This window comes from Streptomyces cavernae (assembly GCF_004023625.1).
GTDB classification, from domain to species: Bacteria; Actinomycetota; Actinomycetes; order Streptomycetales; family Streptomycetaceae; genus Streptomyces; species Streptomyces cavernae.
On sequence record NZ_RPDJ01000002.1, the window covers coordinates 411662 to 428180 of the forward strand.

Annotated in this window: 14 protein-coding genes; 10 read left to right on the forward strand and 4 right to left on the reverse strand. The window is 70.5% G+C overall.

All coding sequences use genetic code 11. The features are described 5' to 3' along the window. The first annotated feature begins 141 nt into the window (after positions 1 to 141). The 8 genes from EF387_RS14245 (at position 142) to EF387_RS14280 (ending at position 9461) form a co-directional block, all read left to right on the forward strand. On the forward strand, positions 142 to 1044 hold the full coding sequence (locus tag EF387_RS14245; RefSeq protein ID WP_128376884.1) for a PfkB family carbohydrate kinase: 903 nt from the start codon (positions 142 to 144) through the stop codon (positions 1042 to 1044). Positions 1045 to 1223: 179 nt separating this feature from the next. Then, complete coding sequence (gene ureA, locus EF387_RS14250; protein WP_128376885.1) at positions 1224 to 1928, forward strand: urease subunit gamma; 705 nt, start codon at positions 1224 to 1226, stop codon at positions 1926 to 1928. Then, positions 1925 to 3634, forward strand: coding sequence for an urease subunit alpha (locus EF387_RS14255; protein WP_128376886.1), 1710 nt, complete (start codon positions 1925 to 1927; stop codon positions 3632 to 3634). The genes ureA and EF387_RS14255 overlap by 4 nt, the downstream gene beginning before the upstream one ends. 25 nt (positions 3635 to 3659) lie before the next feature. Then, a complete protein-coding gene (locus EF387_RS14260) occupies positions 3660 to 4709 on the forward strand; it encodes an agmatine deiminase family protein (protein ID WP_128376887.1) in 1050 nt (349 codons plus the stop codon). Between the two features lie 9 nt (positions 4710 to 4718). Then, positions 4719 to 5213, forward strand: coding sequence for a hypothetical protein (locus tag EF387_RS14265; RefSeq protein ID WP_128376888.1), 495 nt, complete (start codon positions 4719 to 4721; stop codon positions 5211 to 5213). Next, entirely contained in the window at positions 5210 to 5824 is a 615-nt protein-coding gene (locus tag EF387_RS14270; protein ID WP_128376889.1) for a TetR/AcrR family transcriptional regulator, read from the forward strand. Before EF387_RS14265 ends, EF387_RS14270 begins: the two co-directional genes overlap by 4 nt. A 175-nt stretch (positions 5825 to 5999) precedes the next feature. Continuing rightward, complete coding sequence (locus EF387_RS14275) at positions 6000 to 6440, forward strand: Lrp/AsnC family transcriptional regulator (RefSeq protein ID WP_128376890.1); 441 nt, start codon at positions 6000 to 6002, stop codon at positions 6438 to 6440. 51 nt (positions 6441 to 6491) lie between these two features. Further along, positions 6492 to 9461 (forward strand): aminotransferase, encoded by a 2970-nt coding sequence (locus EF387_RS14280; protein WP_128376891.1) that lies wholly within the window; start codon positions 6492 to 6494, stop codon positions 9459 to 9461. A 130-nt stretch (positions 9462 to 9591) separates the two neighbouring features. Here EF387_RS14280 and EF387_RS47100 read toward each other — a convergent pair whose 3' ends face one another. Then, the gene (locus EF387_RS47100) at positions 9592 to 10509 is read right to left on the reverse strand and encodes a helix-turn-helix domain-containing protein (protein ID WP_162467136.1); all 918 of its coding nucleotides are present in this window, start codon (positions 10507 to 10509) and stop codon (positions 9592 to 9594) included. 357 nt (positions 10510 to 10866) lie between these two features. Between EF387_RS47100 and EF387_RS47105 the strand changes: the two genes are divergently transcribed. Then, entirely contained in the window at positions 10867 to 11745 is an 879-nt protein-coding gene (locus EF387_RS47105; protein WP_162467137.1) for a helix-turn-helix domain-containing protein, read from the forward strand. Between the two features lie 58 nt (positions 11746 to 11803). Here EF387_RS47105 and EF387_RS14290 read toward each other — a convergent pair whose 3' ends face one another. The 3 genes from EF387_RS14290 to EF387_RS14300 form a co-directional block, all read right to left on the reverse strand. Continuing rightward, the gene (locus EF387_RS14290) at positions 11804 to 12250 is read right to left on the reverse strand and encodes an RlpA-like double-psi beta-barrel domain-containing protein (RefSeq protein ID WP_128376893.1); all 447 of its coding nucleotides are present in this window, start codon (positions 12248 to 12250) and stop codon (positions 11804 to 11806) included. Between the two features lie 653 nt (positions 12251 to 12903). Continuing rightward, complete coding sequence (locus tag EF387_RS14295; RefSeq protein WP_128376894.1) at positions 12904 to 14349, reverse strand: ATP-binding protein; 1446 nt, start codon at positions 14347 to 14349, stop codon at positions 12904 to 12906. A 176-nt stretch (positions 14350 to 14525) separates the two neighbouring features. Continuing rightward, positions 14526 to 15140 (reverse strand): hypothetical protein, encoded by a 615-nt coding sequence (locus EF387_RS14300; protein ID WP_128376895.1) that lies wholly within the window; start codon positions 15138 to 15140, stop codon positions 14526 to 14528. Between the two features lie 327 nt (positions 15141 to 15467). Here EF387_RS14300 and hisC point away from each other — a divergent pair, with 327 nt between their 5' ends. Continuing rightward, positions 15468 to 16514, forward strand: a complete 1047-nt coding sequence (hisC, locus tag EF387_RS14305; protein WP_128376896.1) for a histidinol-phosphate transaminase — start codon at positions 15468 to 15470, stop codon at positions 16512 to 16514. The last annotated feature ends 5 nt before the right edge of the window (positions 16515 to 16519 follow it).

Here is a 16519-nt window from a genome sequence, read left to right on the forward strand (position 1 = left end):
CAGGGAAGCCGCTGAGTTCGGTCTCACCCACGGTCCGGTCGGGGCATACGTTGACGCGATAACGACAACGCTCACGTGGTCGACCGGGTGACAGGAGAGAGGGGCGACCTTGACGGAATCGGTGCGAGGGCGGTGGTGGCGGTGACGCGGAAGCGCCCTGAAGGTTGGTTCGTCGGTTTGTCCACGCTGGACGTCATCCAGCTCGTGGACCATGTGCCGGGTACCAACGAGAAACTGACGGCACGTCAGCAGGTCGTCGCCGCAGGCGGTCCGGCCGCGAACGCAGCCGCGACCTTCGCACACCTGGGCGGCGCGGCCAAGCTGCTCACCGCGATCGGCTCCCATCCACTGGGAGCCGCCGTCGCGGCGGACCTGGACCGGCTGGGCGTGACCGTGCTGGACCTGGCGGCCGACTCGACAGAGCCGCCCGCTGTGTCGTCCATCCTGGTGACCGCGTCCAGCGGGGACCGCGCCGTCGCTTCGACCAATGCGACGGGGTACCGGATCGCCCCGCCCGATGATCTCGACGCGTTGATGGTGACCTGCGACATCGTGGAATTCGACGGACACCACATGGAACTGGCCGTGGCCGCCGCCCACGCCGCGCGTGCCGCCGGGCGTCTGACCCTCCTGGACGGGGGCAGTTGGAAGGCCGGCACGGAGAAGCTGCTGCCATCGATCGACGTGGCCGTCTGCTCGGACGACTTCCACCCTCCCGGCACGAACACGCCGACGGACACCCTGCGGTTCCTGGAGGAACACGGAGTCCGCTGGTCGGCGGTCAGCCGGGGAGGGCGATCCATCGTGTGGACGGGCCCCGACAGCGGGGGCACGGTGGGCGTGCCTGCCGTACGGGTGGCGGACACTCTTGGCGCGGGTGACGTCCTGCACGGGGCCCTCGCCCATCGCCTCGCGGCCAACGGCCACTTGACGTCGCAGGGCTTCGTGGAGGCCCTGCGTGGTGCGGCGGCAGTGGCCTCACGGGCCTGTGCCTCGTTCGGAACCCGGGCGTGGATGAGGGCGGGGAGGGTGGGCCGGGGGTGACGTGGGCGCGTCGGCCGGCTGCCCCCGTAGGTCTCCCTCGAGCGGCCGACTGAGGCATCTCGGTGATTAGAGCGCCGTGCAAAACAGGGATCGATTTTGCTGAGCAAAACCTTTAACCGCAGGCATTCCATGTTTAGAGTGCTGCTCTAATACGCGCCAAGCGAGGAGGTGCCCGCGGCATGAGACTGACTCCCACGGAGCGTGATCGGCTGCTGCTCTTCGGAGCCGCCGAGCTGGCCCGCGCCCGCCGTGCCCGGGGCTTGCGGCTCAACGTGCCGGAGGCGACCGCGCTGATCGCGGACACCGTCTGCGAAGCCGCTCGCGACGGTGCCCGGCTCGCGGAGGCCGTCGAGCGCGCCAGATCCGTGCTCGGCCCGGACGACGTGCTGCCGGGTGTCGCGGACGTCGTCACCGAGGTGCATGTCGAGGCGGTCTTCGACGACGGTTCACGCCTCGCGGTCGTGAGCGACCCGATCGGCGGGAGTCTCGGTGAGCGGGCTCCGGGCGCTCTGCTGCCGGGTCCCGAGCACGCCGAGCCCGAGGCGGCCGTCCGGCTGACGGTCACCAACACCGCCACCGTGCCGGTCTCCGTCACCTCCCATTTCCACTTCTTCGAGGCCAACCCGCGGCTCGACTTCGCACGGGAGAGGGCCTACGGGATGCGGCTCGCCGTACCTGCCGGGTCGTCCGTGCGGTTCGGGCCGGGGGAGAGCCTCGAGATCGGGCTGGTGCCCATCGGGGGCGACCGGATCGCCATCGGGTTCGCCGGTCTCGTCGACGGGGCACTGGACGCGCCCGGCGCCCGCGAGGAGGCGCTGCGCCGCGCCGCCGCCTGCGGCTACCTCGGCGTACCGGAAACACCAGATCAGGAGGTCGAGCGATGAGCCGCCCAGGAGGCCACCCCGCTAAGGCCCGCCGCCTCAGCCCGTACGAGTACGCCGCCACCCACGGCCCGCGCGCGGGCGACCGGATCCGGCTGGGCGACTCCGGCCTGACGATCCGCGTCGAGTCCGACTCCCAGCGCTACGGCGACGAGTTCCTCGCCGGGTTCGGCAAGACCGCCCGGGACGGACTGCACCTCAAGGCGGCCGCCGTCCGGGAGACATGTGACGTGGTCATCAGCAACGTCGTCGTGATCGACGCGGTGCTGGGGATCCGCAAGGTCTCCATCGGCATCAGGGAAGGCCGGATCTGCTCGGTCGGGCGGGCCGGGAACCCTGACACCCTCGACGGGGTCGACGTCGTCGTGGGCACCGGGACCTCGATCGTGTCCGGCGAGGGGCTCATCGCGACCGCCGGGGCCGTCGACACCCACGTCCACCTGCTGTCGCCGCGGATCATGGAAGCCTCGCTCGCCTCCGGGGTGACGACGATCATCGGGCAGGAGTTCGGGCCGGTGTGGGGCGTCGGGGTCAACTCGCCGTGGGCGCTGCGGCACGCGTTCAACGCCTTCGACGCCTGGCCGGTCAACATCGGCTTCCTCGGGCGCGGTTCGTCGTCCTCCCCGGCACCCTTGGTGGAGGCCCTCGCCGAGGGCGGCGCGTCCGGCTTCAAGGTGCACGAGGACATGGGCGCCCACACGCGCGCCCTGGACACCGCCCTGCGTGTCGCCGAGGAACACGACGTCCAAGTGGCCCTGCACAGCGACGGGTTGAACGAATGCCTGTCCGTCGAGGACACCCTGCGCGTGCTGGAGGGACGGACCATCCACGCCTTCCACATCGAGGGCTGCGGCGGCGGACACGTCCCGAACGTACTGAAGATGGCCGGCGTCCCGAACGTCATCGGCTCCTCCACCAACCCCACCCTCCCCTTCGGCCGGGACGCCGTCGCCGAGCACTACGACATGATCGTCTCCGCCCACGGCCTCAAGACCGACCTGCCCGGCGACGCCGCCATGGCCCGCGACCGCATCCGCGCCGGGACCATGGGCGCCGAGGACGTGCTGCACGACCTGGGCGCGATCGGCATCACGTCGTCGGACGCGCAGGGGATGGGGCGGGCCGGCGAGACCGTCCGCCGTACGTTCGCGATGGCCGGGAAGATGAAGGCCGAATTCGGCGCACCCGACGACCACGACAACGAGCGCGTCCTGCGCTACATGGCCAAGCTGACGATCAACCCGGCCATCGCGCACGGCCTCGCCCACGAGGTGGGGTCGATCGAGACCGGCAAGCTCGCCGACATCGTGCTGTGGCGGCCGGAGTACTTCGGCGCCAAGCCGCAGCTGGTGCTCAAGGCCGGCTTCCCGGCGTACGGCGTGGTGGGCGACCCGAACGCCGCCACCGACACCTGCGAACCCCTCGTCCTCGGCCCGCAGTTCGGCGCCCACGGCGCCACGCCCGCCGACATCTCGGTCGCCTTCGTCGCCCGGGCGGCCGTCGACCAGGGAGGCGACTCGATGCCGACCCGGCGCCGCAGGGTCGCCGTACGGGGCACACGCGGTATCGGGCCGGCCGACCTGCGCCTCAACTCCCGTACCGGAGCGGTCGATGTCGACCAGCGCACGGGGCTGGTCACGCTCGACGGAGAGCCGCTGCGCTCCGAACCGGCCGAGTCCGTCTCCCTCAACCGCCTGTATTTCTTGTGAATGTCACAGCCTGTAAGGATCACTCATGTCTGCTGCCGCCGACGGCTTCCGCATGCCCGCCGAGTGGGCCCCGCACGAGCGCACCTGGATGGCGTGGCCGGTCCCGAACCCGACGTTCGACGACGCCGAGGACCTCGCCACCGCGCGCACCGCCTGGGCCTCGGTCGCCCGCGCGGTGCGCCGCTTCGAGCCTGTGACGGTGGTGTGCGGCCCCGGACAGTCGGCCGAGGCGCGCACTCTGCTCGGGCAGGGCATCGACACGGTCGAGCGGGACCTCGACGACGCCTGGATGCGCGACATCGGGCCCACGTTCCTCACCAACGGTGCCGGTGAACTAGCCGCCGTGGACTGGACGTTCAACGGCTGGGGTGCCCAGGACTGGGCGCGCTGGGAGTACGACGCGAAGATCGCTGTGTACGTCTCCGACCTCGCGGGCTCGGTGATGACGTACACCTCGGAACTCGTCAACGAAGGCGGTGCCATCCACGTCGACGGCGAGGGCACGGTCCTGCTGACGGAGACGGTCCAGCTCGGGCCGGAACGCAACCCGCACTGGACCCGCGAGCAGGTGGAGGCCGAGATCCACGCCCACCTCGGCACCCGCAAGGCGATCTGGCTGCCGCGCGGCCTCACCGGCGACTACCCGCCGTACGGCTTCGGCACCCTCGGCCACGTGGACATCGTCGCCGCGTTCGCCCGTCCCGGTGTGGTCGTGGCCCATGTGCAGCCGGACCCGGCCCACCCCGACCACGAGGTGACGCGGGAGGTCGTCGGCCTGCTGAAGGCGCAGACCGACGCGCGCGGCCGCCGCCTGGAGGTCGTCGAGGTGCCCGCCCCGACCGTCCTGGAGGCCGACGGCCACTGGGCCGACTACTCCTACATCAACCACTATCTCTGCAACGGCGGCGTCGTCCTGTGCGGCTTCGACGACCCCCGGGACGAGATCGCGGCAGGCATCTTCCGCAGCCTGTTCCCGCAGCGGACGGTGACACTGGTTGACGCGCGGCCGATCTTCGCGGGCGGCGGCGGCATCCACTGCATCACGCAGCAGCAGCCGAGGGCCGTGGTCGGGTAGAACTTACGGGTGAGTGTGCTGACCTGCGCTGCCTGCGGGCGCCGACTGAGCCCGCCGCTGTGTCTGCTGCCCGAACTGCCCGCCCGCCTCGGGCACGACGGGCGGACGAACGCCGACGGCTCGCGACACGCGCCGTCGACCGTGGCACGCGGCACGTACGCGATGGACCTCGAGCCGTCCGGGGCACCGTTCGTGCCGCATCCGGACCCGGAGTGGAGGGGGGAGGCCGTTCCCGGCACGATCGTGCTCGACCCCGACGGGCCGGGATGCCTGATGTCCGCCGGACCGCGCGGCACACTGGTCGTCCTCCCCGCCGATGTCAAGGGTCTCCTGGTCCCCAACTCCGCGGTCCAGGAGCTCGGGTGCTGCGGCGTGCCCGGGCGGAAGGGGCCGAACGAGCTGTGCCCCGGGTGCGGGGCGGAGGTGGCGACGCTGACCGCCGAGTGCACCGGCCCCTACGAGACTCACTTCCTGCCCGACGCCGTCCGGGTGGTGTCGGCATGAGCGCGACCCCTGCCCCCCGCCGCCGCACCCCCGCTCCGCCCCGCGAGGACGTGCTCGCCGCCGCCATGCGGATGATCGCCGAGCGTGGTCTGGAGAAGCTCACCATGGCGGCCCTCGGCCGTGAGGTCGGGATGAGCAGCGGCCATCTCCTCTACTACTTCCACTCCAAGGACGAACTGCTGCTCCAGGCCCTGGAGTGGAGCGAGGGCAGGCTCGGTGCCGAGCGCGGCCGGCTGCTGACCCGCACCACGTCCGCCCGTGAGCGGCTTGACGCGTACGTAGACCTTTACGTGCCCGACGGCCACCGGGACCCGCACTGGACGCTGTGGCTGGAGGTCTGGAACCGCTCGCAGAACGCCGACGACGCGGCCCGCGACCGCCAGGCCGCGATCGAGGGCGCCTGGCACCGCGACCTGGTGGCACTGCTGGCGGAGGGGGTGTCGAGGGGCGAGTTCCGGCCGGTCGACCCGGACCGTTTCGGCGCCCGGCTGCGGGCGCTGCTCGACGGGTTCTCCATCCATGTGGCGATCGGGCTGCGGGGCACGGACCGGGCGCAAGTCATGTGCCATGTACGGGAGTTCCTGGACGACAGCCTCCTCGCGGCCTCCTGAGTCCACGTCCAGGTCGTACGCGACACCGCGGATCGACCCTGTAGCGCTCACGGGAATCCGCACACCCGATTCGCTCGATTCCATCGTCATCACACTTGAATCGAGCGCAAAGATCCGGCATTGTGCTTGAAACGAGCGCGATTCCTGCCGTTCATGCAGGAGCGGGAGGTGCTGCATGGACGACATCGACCGGGCCATCCTGCGGGAGTTGCAGGTCGACGGCCGGATCCCTTACGCCGATCTCGGTCCGAAAGTTGGGCTGTCACCCTCGGCCGCGAGGCTCCGGCTGCAGCGGCTGATCGACACGAAGGCGGTCCAGGTCGTCGGAGTGACCGACCCGATGACCATGGGCCGGCAGGCGATGGCACTCCTGGGCTTGCGCATCGACGGCGATCCCCGGGCGGTCGCCGATGAACTGTCCCGGCACGACGAAGTCGTGTACACGGTCCTGACGGCCGGCGGCTTCGACCTGTTCGCGGAGGTGGTGTGCCCTCAGCCTCAGGATCTTCTGGACTTCATCAACGACGTCGTGCGGCCCGTCGAGGGTGTCGCATCCGTGGAGAACTTCCCCTACTTCGCGATTCACACCCACCGCTTCCTGTGGCACGTCGACTGAGGCATCCGAGCCTCCGAGCCCTGTCTGCCCGCACCAGCCGAGGAGCCCCGCATGCTGCCCGACGAGCACCGCACGATCGACTTCTTCACCAAGGACGCCCTTCCCGTCCCCCGCATGGCGTCGGCCGAGGCCGAACTCATCGCCGCGGAACACCTCGGCATCACCGCTCGCGCGCAGGCGCTGGGCAGCCAGCAGGACGCCAACTTCCTGCTGCACGCCGACGACGGGACGCCCGCGGCGATTCTGAAGATCGCCAACCCCGCCTTCGGCACGGTGGAGATCGAAGCCCAGGACGCGGCAGCCGACCTGATCGCCTCGGCCCGCCCGGAACTGCGCATCGCCACGGTCCTGCGCCACCCTGACGGCTCTCCACGGCGCACCATGGTGGACACCGAGAACGGTCCGGCCGTCGCGCGCCTGCTGCGCCACCTGCCCGGCGGCACGCTCTCGGGACCACGGCACCTGTCCACCGCCACCGTGGCGGGCATGGGCACGATCGCCGGAAAGGTCAGCACCGCCCTGCGCGACTTCCGGCACCCGGGCCTCGACCGTGTGCTCCAGTGGGACCCGCAGCACGCCGATCGCGTCGTCGCCAAGCTCGCCGGGCACATCGACGAACCCGACCGGCGCACCGCCGTCCGGACCGCGACCGCCGAAGCCTGGGCACATGTCCGGAAGCTCGCTGCCAGGCTGCCGTCGCAGGCCGTGCACCTGGACCTCACCGACGACAATCTGATCCGCTGTCCCGACAGCCGCCCGCCCATGCCGGACGGGCTCATCGACTTCGGTGACGTCACCACGAGCTGGGCGGTCGGCGAACTCGCCGTGTCACTGTCGTCGATGCTCCACCACGACGGCATCGAGCCTCACCACGTGCTGCCGGCCGTCCGCGCCTTCCACGCCGTTCGGCCGCTCTCCCCCGAGGAAGCCGATGCGGTGTGGCCGCTCGTGGTCCTGCGCGCCGCCGTGCTGGTGGTCAGCGGGCGGCACCAGGCCGCCATCGACGAGGACAACGTCTACGCCAAGGCCGCGCTCGACCGCGAATGGCGCATATTCGAACAGGCCACCTCGCTGCCCCTGCCGGTGATGACCCGCCTCATCAGGGACGCGACCGGCATCGCCGACGTGCCTGCCCGGGCCGCGCAGGCCGATGCGCCGGTGCGCCCTCTCCTGCGGGACCTCGTAGCCGACGACATCACCGTTCTCGACCTGTCCACCGACGCCGATTCCATGGACCACGGAGCCTGGATGGACGCCGGCACCGAGGCCCGGCTGGTGACCTCCGCGCTCGCGGACGGAGCGGCCGCCGTCGCCACCCGGTACGCCCATGCGCGACTCACTCGGACACCGGCGCTGTCGGCGGTGTCCACCGCCACGGTGCCCACCGGAATTCACCTCTGGCTCGGCCGGGATGCCGTGGTGCAGGTGCCCGCCGCGGGGAAGGTCCTCGCCGCGGCGCCGGGCCACGTGGAACTCACCTACGGCGCGCAGACGCTGTCGCTGTCCTTCCCCCGCGCGGGCCGGCCCGTGGTCACCACCGGTGCGACGGTGCAGGCGGGCGAGGACATCATCCACCTCGGCCCCGGTGCCTCGGTCCATGTCGCGCTGCGCGACGCCGACGGCCCCGCTGTCCCGCGCCTGGTCCGTCCCGAGTACGCCGCCGGCTGGCTCGCGCTCACCGCCGACCCCGCCCCGCTCCTCGGCCTCCCGGCCGACTCCGACCGTCCGCGCGTCAGGGACCTGCTCGACCGGCGTGACGCCGCGTTCGCCACCGTGCAGGAGCACTACTACGCCAACCCTCCGCGTATCGAACGTGGTTGGCGCCACCATCTGCTGTCCACCGACGGCAGGTCGTACCTCGACATCGTCAACAACGTCACCCCACTGGGCCACGCCCACCCCCGCGTCGAGCAGGCGGTCTCCCGGCAGTTGCGGCGGCTCAACACCAACTCGCGCTTCCACTACGCCTCCGTTGTGGAGTTCACCGAGCGCCTCGCCGCCCTCCTCCCCGACCCTCTGGACACGGTGTTCCTCGTCAACTCCGGCTCGGAGGCGGTGGATCTGGGCCTTCGCCTGGCCATCGGGGCCGCCGGCCTGACCGACGTCGTCGCGCTGCGCGAGGCGTACCACGGCTGGACGTACGCCTCCGACGCGGTCTCCACCTCGCTCCAGGACAACCCGAACGCCCTGGCCACCCGCCCGAGTTGGGTGCACACCGTGGACTCGCCCAACTCCTACCGCGGCCGCCACCGCGGGGCGGATGCCGTGCGCTACGCACCCGAGGCCGTCGCGGTGATCGACGAACTGGCCGCTGCCGGCCGCCCGGCGGGAGCATTCATCGGCGAGACCTTCTACGGCAACGCCGGAGGAGTCGCCCTTCCCGACGGCTATCTCACCCAGGTGTACGCGGCGGTACGGCGTCACGGCGGCCTGGCCGTCGCCGACGAGGTCCAGGTCGGATACGGCCGCCTGGGACACTGGTTCTGGGGCTTCGAGCAACAGCAGGTCGTCCCCGACATCGTCTGTGTCGCCAAGGCCATGGGCAACGGACACCCCCTCGGCGCGGTCGTCACGTCCAAGGCGGTCGCGGACCGGTACCGCGACCAGGGCTACTTCTTCTCCTCGACCGGCGGCAGCCCCGTCTCCAGCACCGTGGGCCTCACCGTCCTGGACACCCTGCGCGACGAAGACCTCCAGGGCAACGCGGCGCGCGTCGGCGGCCGTCTGAAGCGCCGGCTCGAGGCACTGGCCGACCGCTACGGCATCATCGGCGCCGTCCACGGCTCGGGCCTCTACCTCGGCCTCGAACTCGTCCGGGACCGCGCCGGCCTGGAACCCGCCACAGAAGAGACCGCCGAACTCTGCGACCGCATGCTCGACCTCGGCGTGATCGTCCAGCCAACCGGGGACCACCTCAACATCCTCAAGATCAAGCCACCGCTGTGCATCGACACCACCGCAGCCGACTTCTTCGCCGACATGCTCGACCTGGCCCTCACCCAACTCGGCCACTCCCGCTGATGTCGCACATCCCAACCGGCCGAGCGAGCGTCGGGATGTCTCCTGTCTTCACCGACAAGGTCGCCTTGCCTTCCCCGGGACAGGAGACTCCGTCCGCGTCACGATCCCCACTCCGGCACGCACCGAACACTCAGGAACCGGTGTCGCGGAGTTCGGTGTTGGTCCGCCACTCGCGGGGAGACATGCCGTAGGCGGCACGGAAGGCCCGGCTGAAGTGGGAGTAACTGGTGAAGCCGAAGCGGTGTGCGACGGCAGTCAGTGCCGGGGCGTTGCGAGCGGGGCGGCTGAGTGCACGGCGGCAGGCTTCCAGTCGGCGGTGCTGGACCCAGCGGCTCACTGTGGTCCCTTCGTGCTGGAAGAGCCGATGTACGTGACGTACGGAGACGTGGTGCGCGGCGGCGATCGTCTGGGGGGTGAGGTCCGGGTCCGTGAGGTGATCCTCGACGTAGCCCTTGATACGCAGCCGTAGGACGGTGCCGGCGGTGTCGGTGCCGGTCTGGGGGGTTTCGCGTGCCAGCCGCTCGGCGGCGAGCGTGGCCAGCAGATCTGCGGCGTTGCGGGCGAGCAGGGGGCCGAGATGTGGACCGTAGCTGTCGGCATTGTCGGCGAGCTGGAAGAGAAACGGGATGACCAGGGCGGCCGTTTCGGTATCGGGTTGGACGGGCGTCTCGGCGATACGCCGCAGGTCGGCCTCGCGCAGCCCCAGCCAATGCGGCGGCAAGCGGAAAGCATGCGTGCGGAAGCGCCCCAGGCAGTTGAGCATGTACGGCCGGGTGGTGTCGGTGAAGGCGAGACTCCCGGGCCGGAGCACTGTCTGCCGGTCGTTCCGGTCGATGATCACGGAGCCGCTGTCCTGCAGCAGCACACTGACGTGGTCGTCCCCCGTGAAGTGGGCGATCACGCGTGCGGACGTGGTGACCTGCAGTGGGCCGGCCTCGGTGGTGGTGACACATAAGGGGCCGAGCAGGCGGGTGGTGACGATGCCGCTGAGCGGCGTATCGACTGGATGAGAGAAGTCCATCAGCCCATGGCCCTTCACGCTGTGCATAGGGCTGGCCGGTCCTTGATGTGCACCGACGCGGACAGCAGGACTCTCATGACGGTTCTCCTCCCATGCTGTGGTCCCTCCCTCGCTGCTAGACGGGCGTTGAGGCGAGCAGGTTCGGGCCGAGGAGGCGTCCTTGTAGGGCATGTTCTCTGGCGCGGATGGGCAACTCGACCTCCGGCCAAGCCCATACCTTCGTGCTGCCCGTTGATCGAACTCCACACAACGGGGCCTCGGGCGCCGCCTGTCGATGAGGCTGTGCCGTTGCCCGTTGCCCGTTGCCCGTTGCCCGTTGCCCGTTGCCCCGGCGCGCGCCCGGTGTCGCCGTGCGGGAGTTCCCAATCTCAGGAGATGCGCTCGATGACAACTGTCCGCCACGAACCGTCGGCGCTGCCGCCCGTGCAGAAGGGCCCGGGCCCCTGGCGGGGGTTGAGCGTGGCACAGGAGACGGTGAGGACGGAGGTGACCGAGTGGGAGCGGCCGCCCTCGGACGGGTTCCTGATCGTCGCGCATCCGCGGGGTGCCGCTCGGTTCGTCGCAGACACCGGTGACGGCCGGTGGCGCTCGGCGTCGTGTGCGCCCGGTGACGTCTGCCGGATTCCTCCCGGGCGCCGGGTCAGGGTGCGCTGTGCACTGCTCGGACCGGGCCCGATGGAGCTGGTGCACATCCTCCTGCCCACGGAGGTCTTCGGGCGCCACATCGACGAGGAGCCCGGCGGTCGGCCCATCGACCTCCAGCTGCTGGAAACGCTGCCGGAACCCGATCCGCTGATCGCCTCGATGGCCGTCGCGCTGGTCCGGGCCCGCGACGCCGGGGCGGGGCAACTCTACGCGGACTCCGCCGCGGAGTACCTCGCGGCACACCTCCTCGCGCCCCCGTACAGAGGACAGGCCGAGCCCCGTGCCCTCGGTCAACGGCAGATGGACACAGTCACCGCCTACATGCGGGCCCATCTCGCCGACCGCATCGGCCTGGACGACCTGGCCCGGGAGGTTGCGCTGAGTCGGTTCCACTTCCTGCGTCTGTTCTCCGCGACGACCGGGCAGACGCCTCATCAGTTCCTCACCGGTCTGCGGATGGAGACCGCGCGCCGATTACTGGAGTCGGGGGACGAACCGGTGGGAAGGATCGGCCTACTGTGCGGGTTCAGTACGGCCAGCCACTTCACCACCGTGTTCCGCCGGCACGTCGGTCATACGCCCACGGACTACCGGCGGCTGCGGCGCGGACACCGGTGAACAACGGGACTGGCCCGGCCCGTGGGAAAACCCGGGCCGGGCCTGCCGATGGAACGGATCAGTTGTACTCGATCCAGTACGTCTTGAACCTGCCGACGCCGAGGTCAGCGAGCCTGCTGAACGCGGCTGGGCTGAGGTCCACGTCGTTCGCCGCGCAGCGCGCACATCTGTCGACGACCTTCACGGCCACGCCGTCCAGGCTGTTGGGGCCGTAGACCCACAACGTTCTTCCGCACACGGGGGAGTTGTTGGGGTTGGGGTAGCTGCCGTACACCTGCGGGGAGACCGCCGCCACCAGCTCGTTGTCACCGTGCCACTGACCGCACGCCCCGATTCCGACGCTTGGGTTGTACCAGGTGACGTCCCCGTAATGCGTGGTTGCTGCGGCGGCGGGGGTGGCAGTCAGCATGGCCGTGGCGACGGCGCCGAGAAAGACTCCGCCGAGCGTCAAAGAGCGCCGGGTGGCGCTCTTCATGGCTTTGAGTGACTTCGCGATTCTGGGCACGTTTCAGCTCCTGGGGGTGAGAGGAGAGAAGGCGAGCTTGCGAACTCCGGACCGGAACTGTGCACTTGCTGTGGCCAGCAGAGACGATACGCACTTCCTGGGCGGGTCTCTGTCGCGAAAATGCGGTCCGTTGTCGGGAAATTGCGGCGCCTGAATCACTCGGCGAGTGGCAGTGCCTCGTACGCGATGCGCACAGCGGTCTTTGTGACGCCGCGTTGCCGCCCACGCACCCGATGCTCGCCACCTTGCCGGTGACCGTTTCCTGCGGCTCTGCTGCGGGCGCTCGGGCCCCGAACTACCGCCGGAGATCATTGACGCGGTCTCCGGCTGTTCGTTGACCGGGCATCATGCAGGGTGTGACGGTGGAGCAGACAGCCGGGCGGGGTCCGGCGCTGAATGAACTGCCCTGGTGTGGAGGCCGGCCTCAACCGTCACCTGACCGCGGCGAAAGGAGTGGTTCCCGCACGAGTAGGCTCCACGGAACCGTGGTCGCGACTTCGACGGCGTGCCGGGCGGGCAGGCAAGGGGCCGCGGGTAGGCAAACCTGCCGGAGGCCGTGCGTACCTCACTGATCCGAATCTGCTGACCGAGGATGCCCGGCGGCCACGGGATCGACAGATCGTATCGGGTGCACATGGCACCGGGAGGGGAGCTCACACGGCGGAACCCCAGGCAGCCATCAGTTGCTCGGGCCCGTACGTCGCCGCCAGACCGTCCACCGTGAACCCGGAACGTGACACCGCGATCAGCGGCGTGTCCTCGTCTGCACCGGGGACCGCCAGGGCGTCCCGGGCCAGCGCGGCCAGGGCACGACGGTCGAAGGAGCCGCGCTCGTGCCACTTGATCGAGCCGACGAACCCGATCTCCCGTGCGGGCGACCGGTCCGCCCCCACCAGGTCCACCTCGGGATTGTTCGTACGAGGCCACCAGCCGCCCACTTCCCGCACTTTCGGCCATGTGTCGTCGGGGAGCAGCCGGGCCAGCGACTCCCTCACGATGGGTTCGATCGCCCGCCCGCGCCAGGAGGTCCAACCGCGTTCGACGGCCTCGACCACGAGTCGGCCGCGCCCCCGCTCGATCTCCGGGATCCCTTGCTCCAGGAAGGCCAGCCAGAACCGGAGGTATGGATCGGCGACGCGGTAGCGGCGGTCCCGGTCACCCGGCCGGGTCGACAGCGGAGTGTCCACGGCGACGAGCCGCTTGGCCGCGAGGGTGTGCAGAGCCGGGGTGAGCGAGCCGGGTGGGAGTGGCCGGTCGGCGGCCCCGGCTTTCGCGGCGATCGTCCCGAAGGTCCGCTCACCGCTTCCGATCACGGACAGCACGTGTCTGGCCTGCAAAGCGGTTGGGAACTCGGCAGCCAGTACCCGCTCGCCGGAGACGAGAAGGGCGGAGGTTGGGTCGTCGAGTGCGCGGGTGAGGAAGTCGACCCGGGGCTCACCTTCCTGCCACTCCTGACAGATGAGCGGCAGACCGCCGGTGATCAGATGGGCGTCGAAGGCGTCCGCCGCCGGGAGCCCGGTCATAGCCATGACCTCGGCAGGGGAGAGGGGTGCCAGGACCATCTCGGCCCCTCGCTGATGAAAGGGGCGGCCGTAGGCGGAGAGCTGCTCCATCATGGCCAGATCACTGCCGATGAGGATGAGCAGGACCGGTTTGCGGCTCAGCACCCGGTCCCACACGGTCTGCAGGGTGCCCTCCAGAACAGGGTCGCCTTCGAGCATCCAGGGCAGCTCGTCCAGGACGACGATGCTGGGGGTGGCATCCGGGAGCACTGCGGCGAGTTGACGCAGAGCGGTGTCCCAGTCGGCGATGGTCGTGACACCGGCCAGGAGGGTGGTGTCCGGCAGCGACGAGTGCCGCAGCCCGGCGAGGAAGCGGGCTCGCTCGCGGTGGGCGTCCTCTCCTCGGGTGGCCTGATGGACGGCGTACGGGACGTTCGCGCGCTCGCAGAAGAGGTCCACGAGACGTGACTTTCCGACCCGGCGTCGGCCACGGAGCAGCAGGGCCCTGCCGCGCTGGTCGCCCCGGCCGTCCCGCACCCAGGCGAGGTGGCGCTGCAGGGCGGCCAGCTCGGATTCGCGGCCTACGAACCCTGGCATGGTTCACCTTTCGAGTTGCTCGTTCTGAACATACTCAAGTGAATCATAGTATGGAGAATGTGAGTAACGCCGATGTGACGTCAGGTGGCCGGTGAGGGTGGCTGAGAGCGCGGTGAGGCGGGTGGCGTGGTGGGAGCAGGACGCCAGTCGGGCAAGCCCGTCGTCGGTCAGGCCGGTCATGGATGGTCGCTGCCCCATGGGTTCGGTGTGGGCTCTTCGGGTGTGCTGCACGCGGTCGTCGGCGGGAGGAGGCGCTGGGCGGCGACCCGGGTGGTGCCGAATGTTGTGTCCGCCGTTGTGGAGTCAGGCGCCAAGCGGGCCCCGGCGGAGGGGAGTTCGGTCCGTGCCAGGGGTGCGCCCGGGTACGCCGCCATGAGGAGGCCGGTGCAGTCGTCGCGATCCTCCAGGGAGAGGCCCGCGGGGAAGCCGATGGTCCGGGGCCTGCTTCCGTCGGTGGTCAGGCGGATGCGCAGGACGGACCTCAGGTCCGTCCCCGCCTTCGTGGCGGTGGCCTCCCAGAACTGGACCTGCACCATGATCGGTTCGCACAGGGGTGCGCCGGTGTGCGAACCGATCACCACCGCCGATTCCTCGGCCGCCGCCTCCTCGGGGAACGACACGGCCGGGCGCAGCCACTCCGCCCGCTCCTCGGCCGACCAGCCGCCGGCCGCCCGGCAGTCGTCGGCGGCGGCCCGTGCGCCGTCGGCCGTTTCCGCGCAGCCGGTTGTCAGCAGCGTCAGAGCCGCCGCCAGTGACGTCAACGACCCGTGGGCGGGCTGGATCCTGGACATGGTCTCCCTCGATCGGCACGGGCGAGGCGCCGGCGGCCTCGCGGAGTGGAGCAGTCTTCGCGGAGCGCGGCGGCGGCCGGGGGACCGGGAAGGGGCATGTGGCCGACTTGTGATCAACACGCGCGTGCGGGGCCGGGCCGTCCGTCTCGCGGGAGCGGTTCCGTCGGGGGCTCGGCGGGACTATTTGCCGGTACGGGTGTGGTGGATCCGCAGTCTGTCGCCTGATTTCCCGATTGGTTGAACGTTTGTCGTTTGCTGTCCACGATGCTCCTGTCAAGTGCCCGGAGGCACGACTTCCGGCCCCGCCGCTGCAGAAGCGAGTCGAGCATGGTGCGCGTCCGTTCGTCCCTGACCCAGCTGCCCGCCTACGTCCCCGGCCGTAAACAGCCCGGTGCGGCAGCACTGGCCAGCAACGAGTCTCCGTACGGGCTGCTGCCCGGTGTCGCGGTGAGGCTCGTGGAGCTGGCCGGCGGGGTGTCCCGGTATCCCGATCTGAGCGCCGCCGCACTCGTCCAGGCCATCGCCGAGCACCACGGTGTCGACGCCGAGCGGATCGCGGTGGGCGCCGGTTCCTCGGAGGTCTGCGCACAGCTGCTGCACTCGGTCGTCGGGCCCGGCGACGAGGTCGTCTTCGGCTGGCGGTCCTTCGAGGCGTACCCGATCCTCACGGCGGTGGCGGGCGGTACCGCGGTGCAGGTCCCCCTGCGAGCGCACGGGCTGGACCTCGATGCCATGGCCGAGGCGGTCGGTGACCGGACCCGGCTGGTCTTCGTCTGCAACCCCAACAACCCCACCTCCACCGCGGTCGGCGAGCAGGCGCTGCTCGACTTCGCGGACCGGGTGCCGGAGGACGTACTGATCGTCGTCGACGAGGCGTACCGGGAGTACGCCGACCCGGAGCTGGTCCCCGACGCCCTCGCCCTGCTCGGCGACCGGCCGAACGTGGTGGTGCTGCGGACCTTCTCCAAGGCGTACGGCCTGGCCGGGCTGCGGGTCGGCTACTGCGTGGGCCCGCCCGGCATCGCCGCGCACGTCCGCAAGACGCAGATCCCGTTCAGCGTCAGCGCGCTCGCCCAGGAGGCGGCGGTGGTCGCCCTCGACGAGCACGCGGAGGTCGTCCGGCGGGCCGCCCTCACGGTCGCCGAACGGCAGCGGGTGACACGGCGGTTGCGCGCCCTCGGCTTCGAAGTCCCCGACTCCCAGGCCAACTTCGTCTGGCTGCCGCTCGCCGATGACAGCGGGGACTTCGCCCTGCACTGCCTCGGCGGCGATGTCGTCGTGCGCCCGTTCGTCGGCGAGGGCGTCCGGGTGACGATCGGGCTGCGGGCGGAGAACGACGCCCTGCTCGCGCTCGCGGCGAGCTGGCGGGGCTGACGGCC

Excerpts from the sequence above, each read along its gene's own strand:
- EF387_RS14260 (WP_128376887.1), top strand. The coding sequence starts at position 3,660 with ATGTCTGCTGCCGCCGACGGCTTCCGCATGCCCGCCGAGTGGGCCCCG.
- EF387_RS14300 (WP_128376895.1), bottom strand. The coding sequence starts at position 15,140 with ATGTCCAGGATCCAGCCCGCCCACGGGTCGTTGACGTCACTGGCGGCG.
- EF387_RS14255 (WP_128376886.1), top strand. The coding sequence starts at position 1,925 with ATGAGCCGCCCAGGAGGCCACCCCGCTAAGGCCCGCCGCCTCAGCCCG.
- EF387_RS14280 (WP_128376891.1), top strand. The coding sequence starts at position 6,492 with ATGCTGCCCGACGAGCACCGCACGATCGACTTCTTCACCAAGGACGCC.
- EF387_RS14295 (WP_128376894.1), bottom strand. The coding sequence starts at position 14,349 with ATGCCAGGGTTCGTAGGCCGCGAATCCGAGCTGGCCGCCCTGCAGCGC.
- EF387_RS14275 (WP_128376890.1), top strand. The coding sequence starts at position 6,000 with ATGGACGACATCGACCGGGCCATCCTGCGGGAGTTGCAGGTCGACGGC.
- EF387_RS47100 (WP_162467136.1), bottom strand. The coding sequence starts at position 10,509 with ATGCACAGCGTGAAGGGCCATGGGCTGATGGACTTCTCTCATCCAGTC.
- hisC (WP_128376896.1), top strand. The coding sequence starts at position 15,468 with ATGGTGCGCGTCCGTTCGTCCCTGACCCAGCTGCCCGCCTACGTCCCC.
- EF387_RS14270 (WP_128376889.1), top strand. The coding sequence starts at position 5,210 with ATGAGCGCGACCCCTGCCCCCCGCCGCCGCACCCCCGCTCCGCCCCGC.
- EF387_RS47105 (WP_162467137.1), top strand. The coding sequence starts at position 10,867 with ATGACAACTGTCCGCCACGAACCGTCGGCGCTGCCGCCCGTGCAGAAG.
- ureA (WP_128376885.1), top strand. The coding sequence starts at position 1,224 with ATGAGACTGACTCCCACGGAGCGTGATCGGCTGCTGCTCTTCGGAGCC.